The sequence below is a fragment of the Micromonospora sp. LOL_013 genome, from assembly GCF_048060315.1.
In the GTDB taxonomy this organism is placed as follows: Bacteria; Actinomycetota; Actinomycetes; order Mycobacteriales; family Micromonosporaceae; genus Micromonospora_E.
In genome coordinates this window covers 41,380-63,342 of record NZ_JBHMIQ010000039.1, presented here as the reverse complement: position 1 = coordinate 63,342, position 21,963 = coordinate 41,380, and the positions used below count along the sequence as shown (strand labels likewise).

The 21,963-nt window shown below is 75.5% G+C and carries 6 protein-coding genes; all 6 read left to right on the top strand.

Translation table 11 applies throughout. The features are described from left to right. Positions 1–35 precede the first annotated feature (35 nt). From ACFHWS_RS23090 to ACFHWS_RS23065, 6 genes are read left to right on the top strand one after another with little or no spacing between them, the layout of a single operon-like run. Positions 36–8,396, top strand: coding sequence for an SDR family NAD(P)-dependent oxidoreductase (locus ACFHWS_RS23090; RefSeq protein WP_416569035.1), 8,361 nt, complete (start codon positions 36–38; stop codon positions 8,394–8,396). 58 nt (positions 8,397–8,454) lie between these two features. Further along, positions 8,455–13,164, top strand: a complete 4,710-nt coding sequence (locus tag ACFHWS_RS23085; RefSeq protein WP_416569034.1) for a type I polyketide synthase — start codon at positions 8,455–8,457, stop codon at positions 13,162–13,164. A gap of 32 nt (positions 13,165–13,196) precedes the next feature. Beyond that, a complete protein-coding gene (locus ACFHWS_RS23080; protein WP_416569033.1) occupies positions 13,197–18,581 on the top strand; it encodes an SDR family NAD(P)-dependent oxidoreductase in 5,385 nt (1,794 codons plus the stop codon). 54 nt (positions 18,582–18,635) lie between these two features. Further along, the gene (locus tag ACFHWS_RS23075) at positions 18,636–19,928 is read left to right on the top strand and encodes a P450-derived glycosyltransferase activator (protein WP_416569032.1); all 1,293 of its coding nucleotides are present in this window, start codon (positions 18,636–18,638) and stop codon (positions 19,926–19,928) included. Further along, positions 19,928–21,229: an activator-dependent family glycosyltransferase gene (locus tag ACFHWS_RS23070; RefSeq protein ID WP_416569031.1), complete on the top strand. Its 1,302-nt coding sequence runs from the start codon at positions 19,928–19,930 to the stop codon at positions 21,227–21,229. The genes ACFHWS_RS23075 and ACFHWS_RS23070 overlap by 1 nt, the downstream gene beginning before the upstream one ends. A 16-nt stretch (positions 21,230–21,245) precedes the next feature. Further along, complete coding sequence (locus tag ACFHWS_RS23065; protein WP_416569030.1) at positions 21,246–21,962, top strand: class I SAM-dependent DNA methyltransferase; 717 nt, start codon at positions 21,246–21,248, stop codon at positions 21,960–21,962. Position 21,963: the final 1 nt, after the last annotated feature.

The following is a 21,963-nucleotide window of genomic DNA, read 5'->3' as shown; positions in this document are numbered from 1 at the left end:
ATTGGGGTGCGGTGTTTGCTGGTGTTGGGGGTCGGGTGGTTGATTTGCCTACGTATCCTTTTCAGCGACGCCGCTACTGGGCCGAGACTCCCAGGCCGGTTACCGCTGTCGGCGGTGACACCGACCCGACGACGGGCTGGCGGTACCGGATCACCTGGAAGCCGCTTCCGGTCGGTAGCCCTCGGTGGCTCACCGGACGCTGGCTGCTGGTGGCGCCCGAGGCGCTGGGCGGTGACGAGACGACCGACGGCGTCCGGCAGGCTCTGACCGCCCGGGGCGCCACCGTGGACCTGCTGACCGTCGACCCGGCGACCGACCGGGTCCGCCTCGCCGAGCACCTGACCGCCGTCACCGCGACGGACCCGGCCGGCCTGACCGGCGTGGTCTCCCTGTTGGCCCGCGCCGGCGGCGACGAGCCGGACGCCGCGCTGCTCGGCCTGACCGCCACGCTCGCCCTGATCCAGGCCCTGGCCGACACCGACACGCCAGCCCGTCTCTGGGCGGTCACCCGGGGTGCCGTGGCCGTCTTCCCAGGCGATTCGCCGGACGCCGGGCAGGCCCCGGTGTGGGGACTCGGCCGGGTCGCCGCACTGGAACTACCCGACCGCTGGGGTGGCCTGGTCGACCTGCCGGCCAGCCCCGACCCCCGCGCCTACCCTCACCTGGCCGCCGCGCTGGCCGGCACAGGCGGCGAGGACCAGGTCGCCGTCCGGGTCTCCGGGCTGCACGGCCGACGCCTCGTCCACGCCCGGCCCGCCACCGGCGACTGGCAGCTCCGGGACACCGCACTGCTCGTCGGCGAGCCCGGGCCGGTCACCGTACCCCTGGTCCGTCGTCTCCTCGACGGTGGCGCGGCGCACGTGGTGCTCGCCGGCCCGGCCGACGTGTCCAGCACCGACCTGCCCGCCGACCGGGTGACCCTGGTCGACTGCGACCCGACCGACCGCGCCGCGCTCGCCGGCCTGCTCACCGCCCACCGGCCCCGCGCGGTCGTGGTGGCCCCGCCGCCCGTCGCGGCCGCCGCCCTGACCGACACCAGCCGCACGGAACTCGCCGCCGCCGTCGCCGCCAAGACCACGACCGCCGACCACCTCGACGCCCTCGTGACGGAACTGGATCTGGAGCTGGACGCCTTCGTCGTCTGCTCCTCGGTCACCGGCACCTGGGGCGGTGCCGGGCACGCCGGCTACGCGGCCGGGACCGCCCGTCTGGACGCGCTCGCCGAAGCCCGGCGGGCCCGGGGGTTGCCCGGGACGGCGGTCGCCTGGGCACCGTGGGCGCACCCGGAGCCCGTCGACGGGGTCGGCCCCGACCTCGACCTGCTGCGTCGTACCGGGCTCACTCCCCTGGAGCCGGGGACCGCGCTCGATGCGCTGGCGCAGGCCGTGGCCATGGGCGAGGGCCACGTCACCGTGGCCGACGTGGACTGGGCCCGCTTCGTCGCCTCGTACACGGCTGCGCGGCCGAGCACGCTCTTCGACGAGTTGCCCGGGACGGGCACGTTCCGCGACGCCGACAACGCCCCTGCCGACGACGCCCCTGCCGACGACGCCGGCTCCGACCTGGCCCGATCCCTGCGCGGCCGGCCCGTGGCCGACCAACACCGTGCGCTGCTGCGGATGGTCCAGGCCCACGTCTCGGTCGTCCTCGGCCATGACGGGACCGAGGACGTCGACCCGGGCCGGGCGTTCCGGGAGCTGGGCTTCACCTCCGTGGGGGCGGTCGAACTGCGTAACCGGCTCAACGCCGCCACCGGACTCGCCCTGCCGGCCTCGGTCGTATTCGACCACCCGAGTTCCCGCGCGCTGGCCGCGTTCCTGCGTACCGAACTACTCGGCCCGGCGGCCGGCGACGGCCCGGCGGACCCCACCGCTGGCGACCTGCCGGTCGCCCCGTCGACGGTGGGCGACGACGAGCCGGTCGCGGTGATCGGGATGGCCTGCCGGTTTCCCGGCGGTGTCACCTCCCCAGAGGAGCTGTGGGAACTGCTGGACAAGGGCAGGGACGGCATCTCGACGTTCCCCACCAACCGGGGCTGGGACGTCGACGGGCTGTACGACCCGGACCCGGCCGCACCCGGCCGCACCTACGTCCGGGAGAGCGGCTTTCTGCACGACGCGCCGGACTTCGACGCCGCCTTCTTCGGGATCTCCCCCCGTGAGGCGCTGGCCATGGACCCGCAGCAGCGCCTGCTGCTGGAGACCACCTGGGAGTCCCTGGAACGGGCCGGCCTCGACCCGACCACGTTGCGGGGTACCCGGACCGGAGTCTTCGTGGGCACCAACGGCCAGCACTACATGCCGCTGCTGCGCGGCGGCGCGGACGACTTCGACGGCTATCTCGGCACCGGCAACTCGGCCAGCGTGATGTCCGGCCGGCTCTCCTACGTCTTCGGCCTGGAGGGCCCAGCGGTAACCGTCGACACCGCCTGCTCCGCTTCGCTGGTCGCCCTGCACCTGGCCGTCCAGGCGCTGCGTCGGGGCGAGTGCGGCCTGGCCCTGGTCGGCGGGGCCACCGTGATGTCCACGCCGGACATGCTGGTGGAGTTCTCCCGGCAGCGGGCCATGTCACCGGACGGCCGGTCCAAGGCGTTCGCCGCCGCGGCCGACGGCGTGGGGCTCAGCGAGGGCGCCGCCATGATGGTGGTGCGACGGCTCTCCGACGCGCGCCGGGACGGTCAGGAGGTCCTCGCCGTCATCCGGGGCACGGCGGTCAACCAGGACGGCGCCAGCAACGGCCTCACCGCCCCGAACGGCACCGCCCAGCAAGCGGTCGTCCGGCAGGCGCTGGCCGACGCGGGCCTGCGCGCCGACCAGGTCGACGCCGTGGAGGCACACGGTACCGGCACCGCCCTGGGCGACCCCATCGAGGCGCAGGCGCTGCTGGCGACGTACGGGCAGGGGCGGCCGGCGGACCGGCCGCTGTGGCTCGGGTCGCTGAAGTCGAACATCGGCCACACCCAGGCGGCCGCCGGTGTCGCCGGGGTGCTGAAGGTGATCCTGGCGCTGCGCCACGACACGCTGCCCCGCACCCTGCACGTGGACCGGCCGACCCCCCAGGTGGATTGGGCCTCCGGCGCGGTGTCCCTGCTGACCGAGGCGGTGCCGTGGCCGGCGGGCGACGAGCCACGCCGGGCAGCGGTCTCCTCCTTCGGTATCAGCGGCACCAACGCCCACGTGATCGTCGAGCAGGCCCCGCCCACCGTGCACGAGTTGCACGACCACCCCTCCGACGAGGTCACCGTCCCGCTGTTCCTGTCGGCCCGGAGCACCACCGCGCTCGGCGCGCAGGCCGGCCGGCTGCGGGCCCGGCTGATCGAGGCACCCGACCTGGACATCGCCGAGGTCGGGTACACCCTGGCCGGTAGCCGGGCGCACTTCGAGCACCGGGCCGTCGTCGTCGGGGAGAGCCGGGCCGAGGCGCTCGACGCCCTCGCCGCGTTGGCCCGGGGCGAGGAGCACCCGTCGCTGCTGCGGGGCCGGGCCGCCACCGAGGGCGGGGTCGCGTTCGTCTTCCCCGGGCAGGGCTCGCAGTGGGCCGAGATGGCCGACGAGCTGCTGGACCGCTCCCCGGCGTTCCGCGCCAGCGCCGAGGAGTGTGACACGGCGCTGCGGGCGTACCTCGACTGGTCGGTGCTGGACGTGCTCCGGTGCGAACCGGACGCACCGTCACTGAGCCGGGTGGACGTGGTCCAGCCGGTGCTGTTCACGATGATGGTGTCGCTGGCCGCGGCCTGGCGGGCGCTGGGCGTGCACCCCGCCGCCGTGGTCGGCCACTCCCAGGGAGAGATCGCGGCGGCCTACGTGGCCGGTGGCCTCACCCTCGACGACGCCGCGCGGATCGTCGCGCTGCGCAGCCAGGCGTGGCTGCGGCTGGCCGGTCAGGGCGGAATGGCGGCCGTGTCGCTGCCGGTTGACCAGCTCCGCGCCCGACTGGCCCGCTTCGGCGACCGGCTCTCAGTCGCGGCCGTCAACAGTCCCGGGACGGCCGCGGTCAGCGGCTACCCCGACGCGCTCGCCGACCTCGTCGAGGAGCTGACCGCCGAGGAGGTGCACGCGCGGGCCATCCCCGGGGTGGACACGGCCGGGCACTCCGCGCAGGTGGACGTGCTCAAGGACCATCTGATGGCGGTCCTCGCCCCGGTGTCGCCGCGTAGCTCGCAGATCCCGTTCTTCTCCACCGTCACCGGCGGGCTGCTGGACACCGCGCAGCTCGACGCCGACTACTGGTACCGCAACATGCGTGATCCGGTGGAGTTCGAGCAGGCCACCAGGGCAATGCTCGCCGAGGGGCACCGGGCGTTCCTGGAGCCCAGCCCGCATCCGATGCTCGCGGTGTCGGTGCAGGGCACGGCGGCGGACGTCAACGCCACGGTGGCGGTGCTGGGGACGCTGCGGCGCGGCAAGGGCGGTGCCCGGGGCTTCGGGGTCGCGCTCGGTCTCGCCCATGCGCACGGTGTCGAGATCGACGCCGCGGTGCTCTTCGGCACCGACTCTCGCCGGGTCGACCTGCCGACGTACCCGTTCCAGCGGGAACGGTACTGGTACCAGGCACCGGCCGTGGCCGGGAACCTCGCCTCCGTCGGTCTCAGCGGCACTGACCATCCGCTGCTCGGCGGCGCCGTCGAGTTGCCTGACCAGGGCGGTCAGGTGTACTCGGCCCGGCTCGGTCCCCGCAGCCACCCGTGGCTTACCGAGCACACCCTGCTGGGCACGGCGATCCTGCCCGGCGCCGCCTACGCCGAGCTGGCTCTCTGGGCGGGACGGCGCAACGGGGGCGAGCGAATCGAGGAGCTCACCCTGGACGCGCCGCTGGTGCTGGCCGACGACGGGGCGGTGCAGGTCCGGCTGGTGGTCGGCCAGGCGGACGCGGACGGACGGCGGCAGCTCACCGTCCACTCCCGCGTCGATGGGGCGGAACCGGACACCGCGTGGACCCGGCACGCCCAGGGCACCCTCGGCCCGGCCGACCCCGCCGACGCCGACCCCGCCGACGCCGGTACGCCGGAGCCGACCTGGCCGTCGGCCGGCGCGGAACCCGTCGACGTGGCGGACATGTACGACCGCTTCGCCGACCGGGGCTACCAGTACGGGCCGCTGTTCCGGGGGGTACGGGCCGCCTGGCGGGCCGGCGACACCGTGTACGCCGAGGTGGCCCTGCCCACCCCGCAGGCCGGGCAGCCCCGCTTCGGGATCCACCCGGCGCTGCTCGACGCCGCGTTCCAGGTGATGAGCCTAGGCGCGTTCTTTCCCGAGGACGGGCAGCTGCGGATGCCGTTTGCGCTGCGCGGCGTGTCGTCGTCCGGCGGTGCCGCCGACCGGCTGCGGGTCACGGTCAGCCCGGCAGGCGACGACGCGGTGCGGATCGTCTGCGCCGACGAGCAGGGCCGCCCGGTGGTGGCGGTCGACTCGCTGCTGGTGCGTCCGGTCCCGGTGGCGGCGCTCACCTCGGGTGCTCCCGGCACCGGGGACGGCGTGCTGTACCAGGTGACCTGGGCCGCCCGGCCGGCCCTGACCGCCGTACCGGTCCAGCGCTGGGCGGTCGTCGGTGGCGACGACCACGGGCTGACCGGGGGGCTGGCCCGGGCCGGCACGGTCTGCGACCCGTACCCGGATCTGGCCGCCCTGGTCGCGGCGGTGGCTGAGGGCGCGACGGTGCCCGACGTTGTCGCCGTGCCGGTCGCCGCCGGGGCGCCGGTCGGGCCGGACGCGGTCCGCGCGGTCGTGCTCCGGACCCTGGAGCTGACCCGGTCGTGGCTCGCGGTCGACGGCCGGCTGGGCGCGGCCACCCTGGCGTTCGTCACCACCGGGGCCGTGTCGGTCGGCGACGGACCCGAGCAGGTCGATCCGGTCCCCGCCGCCGTGTGGGGGCTGGTGCGGTCCGCCCAGTCCGAGGAACCGGACCGGTTCGTCCTCGTCGACGTGGACGCCGACCCGGCCGCCGCGCAGGCCCTGCCGGCCGCGCTGGCCACCGGGGAACCGCAGGTGGCGGTGCGCGCCAAAACGGCGTACGTGCCCCGGTTGACCCGGCCCCGGCCCCGGCCCGACGGCCCGCTGACGCCCCCGACCGACGTCGCCTGGCGGCTCGCCGCCGGTGGGCAGGGCACCCTGGACGGCCTGGCGCTGGTGCCGGCCTCGGACGCCGAGGCGCCGTTGCCGGCCGGCCACGTCCGGGTCGCGGTCCGCGCCGCCGGGGTCAACTTCCGGGACACCCTCATCGCCCTCGGCCTGTACCCGGGCAACCCGGTGCTGGGCGCGGAGGGCGCTGGGGTGATCACCGAGGTCGCGCCGGACGTGACCGGGATCGCCCCCGGCGACCGGGTGCTGGGCATGTGGACCGGCGGGTTCGGCCCGGTGGCCGTCGCCGACGCCCGGATGGTCGCCCCGGTACCGGCCGGCTGGTCGTTCGCCGAGGCCGCGTCCGTGCCGGCCGTGTTCCTCACCGCCCACTACGCACTCACCCGGCTCGCCGGGATCCGCCCCGGACAGTCGCTGCTGGTGCACGCCGGCGCCGGCGGGGTCGGCATGGCGACCCTCCGACTCGCTCGGCAGCTGGGCGTGGAGGTCTACGCCACGGCCAGCCGGGGCAAGTGGGAGGTCCTGCGTGGCCTCGGCCTCGACGACGCGCACATCGCCGACTCACGCAGCCTCGACTTCGCCGACCAGGTCCTGGCGGCCACCGGCGGGCGGGGCGTGGACGTGGTGCTGAACTCCCTCGCTGGGGAGTTCGTGGACGCCTCCCTGCGGCTGCTGCCGCGCGGCGGTCACTTCCTGGAGCTGGGCAAGGCCGACATCCGTGACCCCGAACGGATCGCCGCCGGGCACCCGGGCGTCGACTACCGGGCGTTCGACCTCGTACAGGCCGGGCCGGAGCTGGTCGGGCAGCTGCTCGGGGAGCTGATGGCGCTCTTCGACGCGGGCGTGCTGCGGCCACTGCCGCTGACCGTCCGGGACGTGCGTCGGTCCCGGGACGCGTTCCGCCTGATCAGCCAGGCCCGGCACGTCGGCAAGGTGGTGCTGACCATGCCGCCCGCGTTCGACCCGTACGGCACGGTGCTGATCACCGGCGGTACCGGTACGCTCGGCAGCGCCGTCGCTCGGCACCTGGTCGCCCGGCACGGGGTCCGGCACCTGGTGCTGGCCAGCCGGGGTGGACCTGCCGGCGAGGGCGCGTCCGCGCTCGTCGAGGAGCTGGCTACGGCCGGCGCGTCGGCCGTCGTCGTCACCTGCGACGTCGCCGACCGGGAGGCGCTGCGCGGCCTGCTCGACGGCATCCCGGCCGCGTACCCGCTCACCGCCGTCGTGCACACCGCCGGTGCCCTCGACGACGCCACCATGACCGCGCTGACCCCCGGGCAGGTGGACGCCGTGCTGCGGCCCAAGGCCGATGCGGTGATCAACCTGCACGAGCTGACCCGGGATCTGGACCTGTCCGCGTTCGTGCTGTTCTCCTCGGCGGCGGCCCTGTTCGGCAGCCCCGGTCAGGGCAACTACGCGGCAGCCAACGGGTTCGTCGACGCGTTCGCCCAGTACCGGCGTGCGCAGGGACTCCCGGCGGTGTCGCTGGCCTGGGGCCTGTGGGCGGAGAGCAGTCGGATGGCCGGGCACCTCGACCAGGAGGGGATGCGCCGCCGGATGGCCCGGGGCGGCGTGCTGCCGCTCAACGTCGACCAGGGCCTGGCCCTGTTCGACGCCGCGCAGCGGGTGGACGAGGCGCTCCAGGTCCCGATCCGGCTCACCGTCGGCGCGCTACGGGCCGCCGGCCCCGTCCCGGCGTTCCTGTCCGACCTGGTGCCGACTGCGGCGACCGGCAGCGCGGCCGGCGCCGTGGCCCGCGACGACGGGGAGCGCACCCTCGCCGACCGGCTCGCCGGGCTGACCGCCGACGAGCAGCGGGACGTGGTGCTGGAGACCGTCCGAGGGCACGCCGCAGCTGTCCTCGGGCACACCGATCCGCAGACCGTCGACGCCGACCGGGCCTTCCGGGAGATCGGCTTCGACTCCCTGACGGCGGTGGAACTGCGCAACCGGCTCGCCACCGCGTCCGGGCTGCGCCTGCCGGCGACGCTGGTCTTCGACCACCCCACCCCGGATGCTCTCGCCACGCACCTGCTCGCCGCCCTCGCACCCGAGCCGGCCACGGCGCAGGTGCCGTTGCTGGCCGAGTTGAGCCGGCTGGAGGCAGCCCTGGCCGGCACCGACGGGGCCATCTTCGATGAGCTGGACGACCTGGTGCGGCGGGAGATCGGCGTCCGGCTCGCGGCGCTGCCCGGCCGGTGGGGTGCCATCTGGGACGACGCGGCCGAACCCGACGGCGCCGAGGCGGCCGAGATGCTGGAGTCCGCCGCCGACGACGACATCTTCGCGTTCATCGATGAGCGGTTCCGCACCTCCTGACCGGCGCTCGGGACGGCGACGAGACGGACGGAACCGACGGACAAGGATGGGTTTGGGCATGTCGGACGAGCAGAAGCTCCGCGAGTACCTGAAGTGGACCACCACCGAACTCACCCGGGTCTCCGACCGGCTGCGCGCGGTCGAGTCGCGGGCGCACGAGCCGATCGCGATCGTCGGGATGGCCTGCCGCTACCCGGGCGGGGTCAGCTCCCCGGAGGAGCTGTGGGAGTTGGTGGCCTCGGGTACGGACGCGATCTCCCCGTTTCCCGACGACCATGGCTGGGACGGCCACGCGCTGTACGACCCGGACCCGGCGGCCGCGGGGCGTACCTACTGCCGGGAGGGTGGCTTCCTCGACGGGGTCGGTGACTTCGACGCCGCCTTCTTCGGCACCTCGCCCCGCGAGGCGCTGACCATGGACCCGCAACAGCGGCTGCTGCTGGAGACCTCCTGGGAAGCACTGGAGCGCGCCGGTATCCCCCCTGACCTGCTGCGTGGCAGCCGTACCGGAGTGTTCGTCGGGGCCTGGCACAACGGCTACACCGACCTGGCCGGGCAACCCTCGGCAGAACTGGAGGGGCACCTGCTGACCGGCGGCGTGGTCAGCTTCACCTCCGGGCGCATCTCGTATCTGTTGGGCCTGGAGGGCCCGGCGGTCACCGTGGACACCGCCTGCTCGTCGTCGCTGGTGGCCCTCCACCTGGCGGTACGGGCGCTGCGGCAGGGGGAGTGCGACCTGGTACTGGCCGGCGGGGCCACGGTGCTGGCCGACCCGGCGGTGTTCGTACAGTTTTCCCGGCAACGGGGGCTGGCCCCAGACGGCCGCTGCAAGGCGTTCGCCGACGCGGCGGACGGGTTCGGGCCGGCCGAGGGAGTCGGCATGCTGGTCGTGGAGCGGCTCTCCGACGCTGTCCGGCACGGGCGCCGGGTGCTGGCCCTGGTCACTGGCACAGCGGTCAATCAGGACGGGGCCAGCAACGGGCTCACCGCGCCCAGCGGCCCGGCCCAGGAACGGGTGTTGCGGCAGGCGCTGGTTGACGCCCAGGTGCCGGCGGCGGACGTCGACGTGATCGAGGCCCACGGCACGGGTACCCGGCTCGGCGACCCGATCGAGGCGCGGGCCCTGATGGCCGTCTACGGTGCCGGCCGGCCCGCCGACCGGCCGCTCTGGCTCGGCTCACTGAAGTCGAACATCGGCCACACCCAGGCCGCCGCCGGAGTCGGTGGGGTGATCAAGACAGTGCTGGCGATGCGGCACGGGATCCTGCCGCCGACCCTGCACGTGGACACCCCGACCACCGAGGTCGACTGGTCGACCGGTCAGCTTGCCCTGCTGCGCGAGGCGAGGCCGTGGCCGCAGACGGACCGGCCGCGCCGCGCCGGGGTCTCCTCCTTCGGGGTCAGCGGCACCAACGCCCACGTGGTGCTTGAGCAGGCCCCCGCGTCTGCCGATCCGACCGCCACGACCGGCACCCCGCTGCCGGTGGTGCCGCTGGTGCTCTCCGCCCGGTCGGCGGCGGCGCTGGCCGGGCAGGCCCGGCGGTTGCGCGACACCCTGGCGGCCACCCCGGCCCCCGACCTGGCCGCCACCGGCCTCGCACTGGCCACCACCCGGTCCGTCTTCGACCACCGGGCGGTGGTGACGGCCACCGACCGGCAACCGGCGCTCGACGCGCTGGATCTGCTGGCCACGGGCGAACCCGGCCCCACCGTGACGACCGGTCTCGCCGCGCCGACCGGGCGGACCGTCTTCGTCTTCCCCGGCCAGGGCACGCACTGGGCCGGCATGGCCGCCGACCTGCTCGACGAGGCACCGGTCTTCGCCGAGTCGATGGCCCGCTGCGAGCAGGCGCTGGCGGCGTACACCGCCTGGAAGCTAGGCGACGTGGTCCGGGGCACTGCCGGCAGCCCGCCGCTGGAGCGCGTCGACGTGCTCCAGCCGGCTTCCTGGGCGGTGATGGTGTCCCTGGCCGAGCTGTGGCGCTCGCTCGGCGTCGAGCCGGACGCGGTGGTCGGCCACTCCCAGGGCGAGATCGCCGCCGCCGTGGTGTGCGGCGCGTTGACCCTGGCCGACGCCGCCCGGGTGGTCGCGCTGCGGTCCCAGGTCATCGGCCGGGTGCTCTCCGGCCCTGGTGGCATGGCCTCGGTCCAGCTCCCGGCCGACCAGGTCGCGCCTCGGCTGGCTGACTGGGCGGGGCGGCTCGACGTGGCTGCCGTCAACGGGCCGCAGTCCACCGTGGTCGCCGGGTACGCCGACGCGGTCACCGCCCTGGTCGCGGCGTACGAGGCGGAGCAGGTCCGGGTCCGGCGGATCCCGGTGGACTACGCCTCCCACTCGGCGCACGTCGAGCGGCTGCGCGACGACCTGCTCACCGCCCTCGGCCCCGTGGCCGCCCGCCCGGCGCAGATCCCCTTCTACTCCACAGTGGATGTCGCCCGGATCGACACCACCGCCCTGGACGCCGGGTACTGGTACCGGAACCTCCGCGGTCAGGTCCGCTTCGCGGAGACCGTCGGGCTACTGCTCGACGCCGGGCACCGCACCTTCGTGGAGGCCGCCGCGCACGCCGTCCTCGTTCCCGGCATCCAGCAGATCGCGGACGCGGCCGGCGTCCGGGTGGTGGCCGTCGGGTCGCTGCGCCGGGACGCGGGCGGCCTGGCCCGGTTCCTGACCTCGGCGGCCGAAGCGTTCACCCAGGGGGTGGCCGTGGACTGGTCCCGGGCCCTGGCCGGTACCGCCCGCACCGCCGTGGACCTGCCCACCTACGCCTTCCAGCGGCAGCGCTACTGGCTGGAGCCCGCCGCTCCGGCCACCGCCGCGACGACAGTGGACGGCTGGCGGTACCGGGTCGGCTGGAAGCGGCTGGCGCACACCGGTGGCCCGCTGACCGGACGGTGGCTGCTGGTCACCGCCGGGGACCAGCCGGCGGAGCCGGTCGAGGCGGCCACGGCTGCGCTCACCGCGCGGGGCGCGCAGGTGCGGCACCTGAGCGTCGATCCGGTCACCGCCGACCGGGCCGCCCTCGCCGCGCTGCTCACCACCACCGCCGGCCCGGACACCGAGGGCGTGCTGTCCCTGCTCGGCACCGACCGTCGTCCGCACCCCGAGCACCCGGCCGTCGCCGTCGCCACCACCGCGACCTTGCTGCTCACCCAGGCCGTCGCTGACGCCCTGCCTGCGGCCCGGCTGTGGACCGTCACCCGGGGCGCGGTCGCCGTCGCGCCGACCGAGACCGCCGACGACCACCAGGCGCAGGTCTGGGGGTTCGGCCGCGTCGCAGCGCTCGAACTGCCCCGGTCGTGGGGCGGACTTGTCGACCTGCCCACCGCGGCGGACGGGCCGGTCTGGGACCTGCTGGTCGACCTGCTGACCGGCGCGGAAGACCAGGTCGCGCTGCGTGGCGCGGTCGCGTACGGCCGTCGGCTGCGGCGCGCGCCCACGCTGCCCCAGAAGCGCGCGTACCGGCCCCGGGGCACCGTCCTGGTCACCGGCGGCACCGGCGCGCTCGGCGCGCACGTGGCCCGCCGGCTGGCCGCCGACGGGGCCGCGCACCTCGTGCTGACCAGCCGGCGCGGGTCGGACGCCCCGGGCACGTCCGACCTGGTCGAGGAGTTGCGCGCGCTGGGCGTCGAGGTGACCGTGGCCGCCTGCGACGTCGCGGACCGGGCCGCCGTGGCGGAGCTGCTCGCCGGCCTGCCCGCCGACCCGCCGCTGACCGCTGTGTTCCACACGGCGGGCGTCGCGCACTCGGTGCCGATCGACGAGACCGGTCTGCCCGAGGTCGCCGAGGTGTTCGCCGGGAAGGTCGCCGGGGCCCGGCACCTCGACGAGCTCACCCGGCGGTACGACCTGGACGCCTTCGTCCTGTACTCCTCGAACGCGGGCGTGTGGGGCAGCAGCGGGCAGAGCGCGTACGGGGCGGCCAACGCGGCCCTGGACGCGCTCGCCGAACGGCGTCGCGCCGAGGGCCACATCGCCACCTCTGTCGCCTGGGGCCTGTGGGGCGCGGGTGGCATGGGGGACGGCGCCGCCGGGGACTACCTCAGCCGCCGGGGCCTGCGGCCGATGCCGCCCGAGCGGGGCGTGGACGCCCTGCTGGCGGCCCTGGACCGGGACGAGACCTTCGTCGCCGTCGCCGATGTGGACTGGGCCCTGTTCACTGCCGGGTTCACCGCGTTCCGGCCCAGCGCGCTGATCGGCGACCTGCCGGAGGTCGGTGCCGCGCTGGCCGCCGCCGTGTCGCCGGGGGCGGCACCCGCCGACAACGACCTGCCGCAGCGGCTCGCCGCGGCGGCCCCGCAGGAACGCCACCGGATCCTGCTCGACCTCGTCCGCCGGCACGTCGCCGCCGTCCTCGGGCACCCCGGCCCGGAGCACGTCGGCCCGGACGCCGCGTTCCGGGAGATCGGCTTCGACTCGCTCACCGCCGTCGACCTGGCCAAGCGGCTCAAGGCCGCGGTCGGCGTGCCGCTGCCGGCGACGCTGGTCTTCGACCATCCCACCGCGACGGCGGTCGCCGGGCATCTGGACGGGCTGGTGGCGCCCGCGCCAACCGGCGGCGAACCCGGTGAGGCCGAGGTCCGGCGGGCGTTGGCCACCCTGCCGCTGGCCCGACTGCGTGACGCCGGGCTGCTGGACGGCCTGCTCGCGCTGGCCGGGCTGCGCGACGACGCGGTGCCGTCCCGGCCCGACCCGGTCACCGACGAGATCGACGACCTCGACTCGGAGGAACTGGTGCGTATGGCGCTGGACAGCGCCGGCTCCTGACCCGCCCGACCCCTTCCTCAAGGAGCCCACCCATGGCCATGCCCCCCGACAAGGTGATCGAGGCGCTGCGGACCTCCGTCAAGGAGACCGAGCGGCTGCGCCGACAGCACCGGGAACTGCTCGCAGCGCTCCACGAGCCCGTCGCCGTGCTGGGGATGGCCTGCCGCTACCCGGGCGGGGTGGCCTCCCCCGAGGACCTGTGGCGGCTGGTCGCGTCGGGCACCGACGCGATCGGTGACTTCCCCGCCGACCGGGGCTGGGACGTCGACGCGGTGTTCGACCCGGATCCCGAGTCGCCGCACACCACCTACTGCCGGCAGGGCGGGTTCCTCACCGGGGCGGGCGACTTCGACGCCGCCTTCTTCGGGATCTCCCCGCACGAGGCGATCGTGATGGACCCGCAGCAGCGGCTGCTGCTGGAGGTGTCCTGGGAGGCGCTGGAGCGCGCCGGGACGGATCCGCGCAGCCTGCGCGGCTCCCGGACCGGGGTGTACGTCGGCGCCGCCCACCAGGGGTACGCGACCGACCCGTCGCAGGTGCCCGAGGGGTCGGCGGGCTTCCGGCTGACCGGCAGCGCGGACGCCGTCCTGTCCGGACGGATCTCGTACGTACTCGGGCTGGAGGGCCCGGCGCTGACCGTCGAAACGGCCTGCTCGTCCTCGCTGGTCGCGGTGCACCTGGCGGTGCAGGCGCTGCGCCGCGGGGAGTGTGGGCTGGCGCTGGCCGGTGGAGTGGCCGTGATGCCGGACCCGGCGGCCTTCGTCGAGTTCTCCCGGCAGCGGGGCCTGGCGGCCGACGGCCGCTGCAAGGCCTTCGGCGCGGGCGCGGACGGCACCGGCTGGGCGGAGGGCGTCGGCGTCCTGGTTCTGCAACGCCTCTCCGACGCCGTCCGTGACGGCCGTTGGGTGCTGGGGCTGATTCGGGGCTCGGCGGTCAACCAGGACGGTGCCAGCAACGGGCTGACCGCCCCGAGCGGCCCGGCCCAGCAGCGGGTCATCCGGCTGGCCCTGGCCGACGCCAGGCTCGGTTCCGACCAGGTCGACGTGGTCGAGGCGCATGGCACCGGTACCCGGCTCGGCGACCCGATCGAGGCGCAGGCCCTGCTCGCCACCTACGGCGCCGACCGGGACCAGGACCGGCCGCTCTGGCTCGGCTCACTGAAGTCCAACATCGGCCACGCCCAGGCGGCGGCCGGCGTCGGCGGACTGATCAAGATGCTGATGGCGATGCGGGCCGAGGCGATCCCACCCACCCTGCACGCCGAGGTGCCGACCCCGCTGGTCGACTGGTCCACCGGGGCAGTCCGGCTGGCGACCGGGGCGGTGCCCTGGCCGGCGGTGTCCGGGGCGCCCCGACGGGCCGCGATCTCCGCGTTCGGCGTCAGCGGCACCAACGCCCACGTGATCGTCGAGCAGCCGCCCGCACCCTCCACCGCCGCCCCGGCCCCGCCCGCCGGGGCGGCCCCTCCGACGGCCCTGCCGCTGATGCCATGGGTGCTCTCCGCCCGCACCGAAGCCGCGCTGCGCGCCCAGGCCGATCGCCTGCGTGCGCACCTGGCTGCGGCCACCGAACCGGACCCACTGGACGTCGGGTTCTCCCTGGCCACCACCCGGGCCGCCCTGGCCCACCGGGCGGTACTGTTGGCACCCGACGGGGACGGCCTGCGCCACGCCCTCGACGCGCTGGCCGCCAGCGGCCCCGCACCCGGCCTGGTCCGGGACACGGTACGGCGCGATGGCGGGACCGCCTTCCTCTTCACCGGGCAGGGCAGCCAGCGGGTGGGTGCGGCGCGGGAGCTGTACGGGGCCTACCCGGCCTTCGCCGCCGCCCTGGACCAGCTCGTCGCCGGGCTGGACCGGTACCTCGACCGTCCCCTTCTGCGGGTGCTCTTCGCCGAGCCGGACTCGGCCGACGCCCGGCTGCTGGACGGCACCCGGTACGCGCAGGCCGCCCTCTTCGCCGTCGAGGTGGCGCTGTTCCGGCTGCTCGACGGCTGGGGGGTGCGCCCCGACGCGCTGCTCGGCCATTCGGTGGGCGAACTGGCCGCTGCCCACGTTGCCGGGGTGCTCGCCGTCGACGACGCGTGCGCGCTGGTCGCGGCGCGCGGGCGGCTGATGGGCGAGCTGCCGCCAGGCGGCGCGATGGTGGCGGTCCGGGCCACCGAGGCCGAGGTCGCGCCGCTGCTGGCCGGGCATGGGGACCGGGCCGCCGTGGCTGCGGTCAACGGGCCTCGCGCGGTCGTCCTCTCCGGCGACGAGCAAATCGTGCTGGCCGTCGCCGAGCGCTGCGCCGCCCTCGGCCACAAGGCGAAGCGCCTCACCGTCAGCCACGCGTTTCACTCGCCCCTGATGGACCCGATGCTGGAGCCGTTCCGGCAGGTGGCGCGGGGCCTCACCTACCACCCCCCGCGTATCCCGGTGGTGTCGAACGTGACCGGTCGGTTCGCCACCGCCGAGGAGCTGCGCGACCCCGAGTACTGGGTCCGGCACGTCCGCCGGCCCGTCCGGTTCCGTGACGGGGTGCACGCGGCCCGGGACCGGGGTGTCGCCACCTTCGTCGAACTCGGCCCCGACGGGGTGCTGTGTGGGCTGGCCGAGGAGAGCCTCACCGACACCGACACCGACACCGACACCGGGCGGGAGCCGGTGCTGGTACCGCTGCTGCGCCCCGGCCGGCCGGAGGCGGTCACCCTGCTGACCGCGCTCGCCACCGCGTACGCGGGCGGCACCGAACTGGACTGGTCCCGGCTCTTCGCCGGCACCGGCGCCCGCCGGGTCGAGCTGCCCACGTACGCCTTCCAGCACCGGCGGTACTGGGTGTCCCCGCCCGCCCCGCCGGTCCCGCGCGTCGACGACTGGCGGTACCGGATCGACTGGCGGTCTCTGCCGCCGCCGGCCGTCGACCCCGGTTCGCGGAGTGGGCACTGGATCCTCCTGGCGCCCACCCACCCGGGCCGCCCGTCGCTGCCCGGCGCGGCCGAGGCGGCCCTGCGGCGCGCCGGTGCCACGGTGACCCCGGTGACTGTGGACGCCTCCGACGTCGACCGGGACACCCTCGCCGCGCTGCTGGCCGACGCCGTCGGCGGCACCCGTCCGGACGGGTTGCTCAGCCTGCTGGGCGACGACGACCGGCCGCATCCCCGGTTCGTCGCGGTGCCCAGCGGGGTGCTGGCGACCCTGTTCCTCACCCAGGCCCTGGCCGACCGGGCGGCGTCCGCGCCACTGTGGTGTGTGACCCGGCAGTCGGTCGCCGTGACGGCCGGCGAGGGTCCGTCAGTCGCCGGGGCCCAGCTCTGGGGCTTCGGCCGGGTCGCCGCGCTGGAACTGCCCCGGCTCTGGGGCGGCCTGGTGGATCTGCCGGCCGAGCCGGACGACCAGGACTGGGACCGGCTCCGGGCCGCCCTGACCGGCGCGGAGGACCAGGTGGCGGTCCGGGCCGGCGTCGCGTACGCCCGCCGGCTGGTCCCCGCCCCGCCGCCAGCGGCCGCGCGGTCCTGGCGTCCACACGGCACGGTGCTGGTGACCGGCGGCACCGGGGCGCTCGGCGCGCACACCGCCCGCTGGCTGGCGCGCGCCGGGGCGGCGCACCTCGTGCTCACCAGCCGCCGGGGCGACGACGCCCCCGGTGCCGCCGCGTTGCGGGCGGAACTGACCGCGCTCGGCGCCTCGGTGACCGTGGTCGCCTGCGACGTCGCCGACCGGGCGGCGGTGGCCGACCTGCTCGCCGATCTGCCTGCCGACGCGCCGCTCACCGCGGTCTTCCACGCGGCGGGCGTGCCGCAGGTGTCACCACTGTGCGAGACCAGCGCGGAGTCGTTCGCCGAGGTCTGCGCCGGAAAGGTCGCCGGGGCGGTGCACCTGCACGACCTCACCGGCGACCTGAACGCCTTCGTCACCTTCGCGTCCGCCGCCGGGGTGTGGGGCAGCGGCGGGCAGTGCGCGTACGCGGCAGCCAACGCCGCCCTCGACGCGCTCGCCGCGCGCCGCCGCGCCGCCGGGCTGCCCGCCACCTCCGTCGCCTGGGGCGTCTGGGGTGGGGCCGGGATGGGCGAGGGCGTGGGGGAGGAGTACCTGCGCCGGCGGGGCGTGCGCGCGATGGCCCCGGGGGCCGCGCTCACCGCACTCGGGCGGATCCTGGACGCCGACGAGACCGGGGTGACTGTTTCCGACACGGACTGGGCCCGGTTCGCCGCCGGGTTCGCCGCCGCCCGACCCGCCCCGCTGCTGGCTGATCTGCCGGCCGGGGAGCCTGGCCCGGCCGACCCGGCACCCGCCGACGTGCCCCCGCGACGCCTGCCGGCGACCGCCGACCGGGCCGCCCTGCTGGCCCTGGTCCTCGCCGAGGCGGCCGAGGTGCTGGGGCACGACGGCACCGACGACGTCCCGGCCGACGCGGAGTTCGCCGCCCTCGGTGTCGATTCTCTGGCCGCCGTGCACCTGCGCCGCCGGCTCGCCGCGGCCACCGGGCTGGATCTGCCGGGTGCCGTGGTCTTCGACCACGGCACCCCCGACGCCCTCGCCGCGCATCTGCACCGGTTGGGCTCGGACGTGGCCGGCGCAGCGGCCCCGTCGGCGGCTGAGAGCGCCCTGGTCGGCATGTACCGGCGGGCGGTCGGCGACGGTCGGGCCGGCGAAGCGGTGACGGTCCTCGGCACCGTCGCCACCTTCCGTCCCCTCTTCACCAGCCCGGCTGAGTTGAACGGGCGGCAGCCGACGCCGGTGCCGCTCGCTACCGGGGCGGGCGGCCCTCTGCTGATCTGCTGCGCGGGCACCGCCGTGGCGTCCGGCCCCCGGGAGTTCACGGCCTTCGCCGCGGCGTTGGCCGGCCAGCGCGACGTCGCCGTGCTGCCGCAGACCGGCTTCCTGCCCGGCGAGCCGCTGCCCGCCGGGCTGGACGCCCTGCTCGACGCCCAGGCCGACGCCGTCCGGGCGTACGCCGCCGGGAGAGCCTTCGTCCTGGTGGGCCACTCCGCCGGGGCGAACATGGCACACGCGCTGGCGTTGCACCTGGAGGCCCGGTGCAGCGGGCCGGTGGCCCTGGTGCTGATGGACATCTACACGCCCGCCGCCCCCGGGGCGATGGGGATGTGGCGGGAGGAGATGCTGGCCTGGGCCACCGAACGGTCCGTCCTGCCGGTCGACGACACCCGGTTGACCGCCATGGGCGCGTACCACCGGATGCTCCTGGACTGGGTGCCCCGGCCGACCCGGGCGCCCGTCCTGCACCTGTACGCCGGCGAGCCGATGGGCACCTGGCCGGACGACGCCAGGCAGGACTGGCGCTCGCACTGGGCCGGCGCGCACACCAGCACCGAGGTGCCCGGCACCCACTTCTCGATGATGACCGAACACGCGGCGGTCACCGCCGCGACCGTGCACACGTGGCTCGACGAGGTGTGCCCGAACCGCGTGCCGTGACCCGTCCGGTCCGGTCCGTCCCCGCTGACCCGACGACAGCAGGAGGAAACGCAGATGACCACAGCCCTCATTGACGGAGACCCCGCGACCTGGGCTCGCCGGCTGCAACTGACCCGCGCGGCGCAGTGGTTCGCCGGCAACCACGGCGACCCGTACGCGCTGATCCTGCGGGCGGAGACCGACGACCCCACCCGGTACGAGCAACAGGTGGTCGCGCACGGGCCGCTGTTCCGCAGCGACCACCTGGACACCTGGGTGACCGGGGACGCCGCGTTGGCCGGCGAGGTGCTGACCGACGACCGGTTCGGCTGGCTGAACCGGTCCGGGCACCGCCCCGCCGAGCAGACCCTGCCGCTGGCCGGTACCGCGCTGGACTACGGGCCGGAGACGCGGCGGCGACTCGACGCGCTCACCGGGCTCGGCGGCCCGGTCCTGCGCACCGACGCCGAAGGGCTGCGGATCCGGGTCGAGAAGAGCACCCTGACCCTGCTCGACGGGGCCGGGACCGACGTGGACCTCGCCACCCTGGCCCGCCGACTGACCGCGTCGGTCCTGGCCGACCTGCTCGGGGTGCCGGCCGGTCGGCAGGGCCGGTTCGAGCAGACCCTGGCCGCCGCCGGTCGGACCCTGGACAGCCGGCTCTGCCCGCAGACCGTGGCGCACGCCCTGGCCATGGCGGCCGCCACCGCCGAACTGGCCGGCCTGCTCGCCGAGGCGTCCGCAGCGACCCAGGGCGCGTCCGCGGCCGGCCCGGCCACTGACGTGCGGGCCGACGACCGGGTGACCGCCAGGCTTGCCCTGGCGGTCGGCACCGCCGAACCGGCGACGACCCTGCTCTGCAGCGCGGTCCGGGCACTGCTGGACCGGCCCTCGCAGTGGGCCCTGCTCCGTGCCGACCCCGACCTGGCCGCCGTCGCCGTCGAGGAGACCCTGCGCTGGTTCCCTCCGGTGCGTCTGGAGAGCCGGGTCGCGCTGGAGGACGTCACCGTCGTCGGGCAGCTCGTCCCGGCGGACGGTCACCTGGTCGTGCTGGTCGCCGCCGCGAACCGGGCGGTGCTCGCGGCGGGCGACCCCGGCCGGGACGGCTTCGACCTGACCCGCCCGGCGGCCCCGGCGCTCGGACTCGTCGGGGTGCCGCACCTGGCCGGGGCGGGGGAACTGATTCGGCTCGTCGTCACGACCGCCCTGCGGACCCTGGCCGAGGCGGCACCCACGCTGCGGCCGGCCGGGCGCGGGGTCCGGTGGCGACGCTCGCCCGTCCTGCTCGGCCACGCCCGGCTCCCGGTCACCCGGGACGGCGGCACCCCTGAGCCCGATGACCGCCCGGCGACGAAAGAGGCCACCTGATGCGGGTTTTGATCACGTCCTTCGCGCACAACACCCACTACTACAGCCTGGTACCGCTTGCCTGGGCGCTGCGTGCGGCCGGCCACGAGGTCCGGGTGGCGAGCCAGCCCTCGCTCACCGACACCATCGTGACGTCCGGGCTGACCGCCGTCCCGGTCGGCGACGACCAGGCGATCATCGACCTGCTTACCGAGATCGGTGGCGACCTGGTGCCGTACCAGCGGGGCCTGGACTTCACCGAGACCCGGCCCGAGGTGCTGACCTGGGAGTACCTGCTCGGCCAGCAGACGATGCTCACGGCGCTGTGCTTCGCCCCGCTCAACGGAGACTCCACCATGGACGACATGGTCGCGCTGGCCCGCTCCTGGCAGCCGGACCTGGTTCTCTGGGAGCCGTTTACCTACGCCGGGCCGGTCGCGGCCCGGGTCGTCGGGGCGGTGCACGCCCGGCTGCTCTGGGGGCCCGACGTGGTGGGCAACTCCCGGCGGCTGTTCACCGAGGCGCTGGCGGGGCTGCCGGCCGAGCAGCGCGAGGACCCGATGGCCGAATGGCTGCGCTGGACGCTGCACCGGTACGGCTGCCAGATCGGCGAGGACGAGGTGGAGACCCTGGTCACCGGCGAGTGGACCGTCGACCCCACACCAGGGAGCACCGGCCTGCCCGTCCCCGGTCGCCGGGTGGCCATGCGGTACGTGCCGTACAACAGTCCGTCGGTGGTGCCCGAGTGGGTGGCCAAGGCCGAGCGGCCCCGGGTCTGCCTGACCCTGGGGGTGTCGAGCCGGGAGACGTACGGCAAGGACGCGGTCTCCTTCCAGGAGCTGCTCGGCGCCCTCGGCGACCTGGACGTGGAGGTCGTGGCTACGCTGAGCGACGCCCAGCGCGACCACCTCGGCGACCTTCCGGACAACGTCCGGATCTGCGACTTCGTGCCACTCGACGTGCTACTGCCGAGCTGCGCCGTGATCATCCACCACGGCGGCGCGGGCACCTGGTCGACGGCGACGCTCTACGGCGTCCCGCAGATCATGATCCCGTCGTTGTGGGACGCCCCGCTCAAGGCGCAGCAGGCGGAACGGCTCGGGGCGGGCATCGCCATCCGGCCGGAGGAGCTGACCGCCGACTCCCTGCGTGCCGCCGTGGCCCGGGTCCTCGGCGATCCGTCGATCACGGCCGCTGCCCGTCGGCAACGCGACGAGCTGCTTGCCGCACCGTCGCCGGCCGAGGTGGTCCGGATCCTGGAGTCCCTCATCGCAGCGCACCGGTCCGGCCGTCCGGCCGGCACTGCCACCGACCACTCGTGAAGGGCTGACACGATCCATGATGTACGCGGACGCCATCGCCGAGGTCTACGACCTGGTGTATCAGGGGAAAGGCAAGGACTACGCGGCGGAGGCGGAGGAGCTGACGGCGTTGGCCAGGGCCCGCCGGCCAGGTGCCCGGACGTTGCTGGACGTGGCCTGCGGTACCGGCCTGCACCTGCGGCACCTCGCCGGGCTCTTCGACGACGTGGGCGGCGTCGAGCTGGCCCCGGACATGCTGAGCATCGCCCAGCAGCGCAACCCCGGCGCGGCCCTGCACCTCGGAGACATGCGTACCTTCGACCTGGGACATCGCTACGACGTCATCACCTGCATGTTCAGCTCGGTGGGCCACCTGGGGACAACAGCCGAGCTGGACGCGACGCTGGCCCGGTTCGCCGCGCATCTGTCCCCCGGGGGTGTGGTGATCGTCGAGCCGTGGTGGTTCCCGGAGACGTTCACGCCCGGGTACGTGGGCGCGAGCCTGCTGGAGGTCGACGGCCGCACCATCTCCCGCGTCTCCCACTCGGTGCGTGAGGGCGGCACCACCCGAATCACCGTGCACTACCTGGTGGCCAGCGCCGACGGTGGGATCCGGCACTTCGACGAGAGCCATCTGATCACCCTCTTCGAGCGGGCCGACTACGAGCGCGCCTTCGCGCGGTCCGGCTTCACCACGGAGTACCTGACGCCCGGCCCGTCCGGCCGGGGCCTCTTCGTCGGCGTCCACCCCTGAC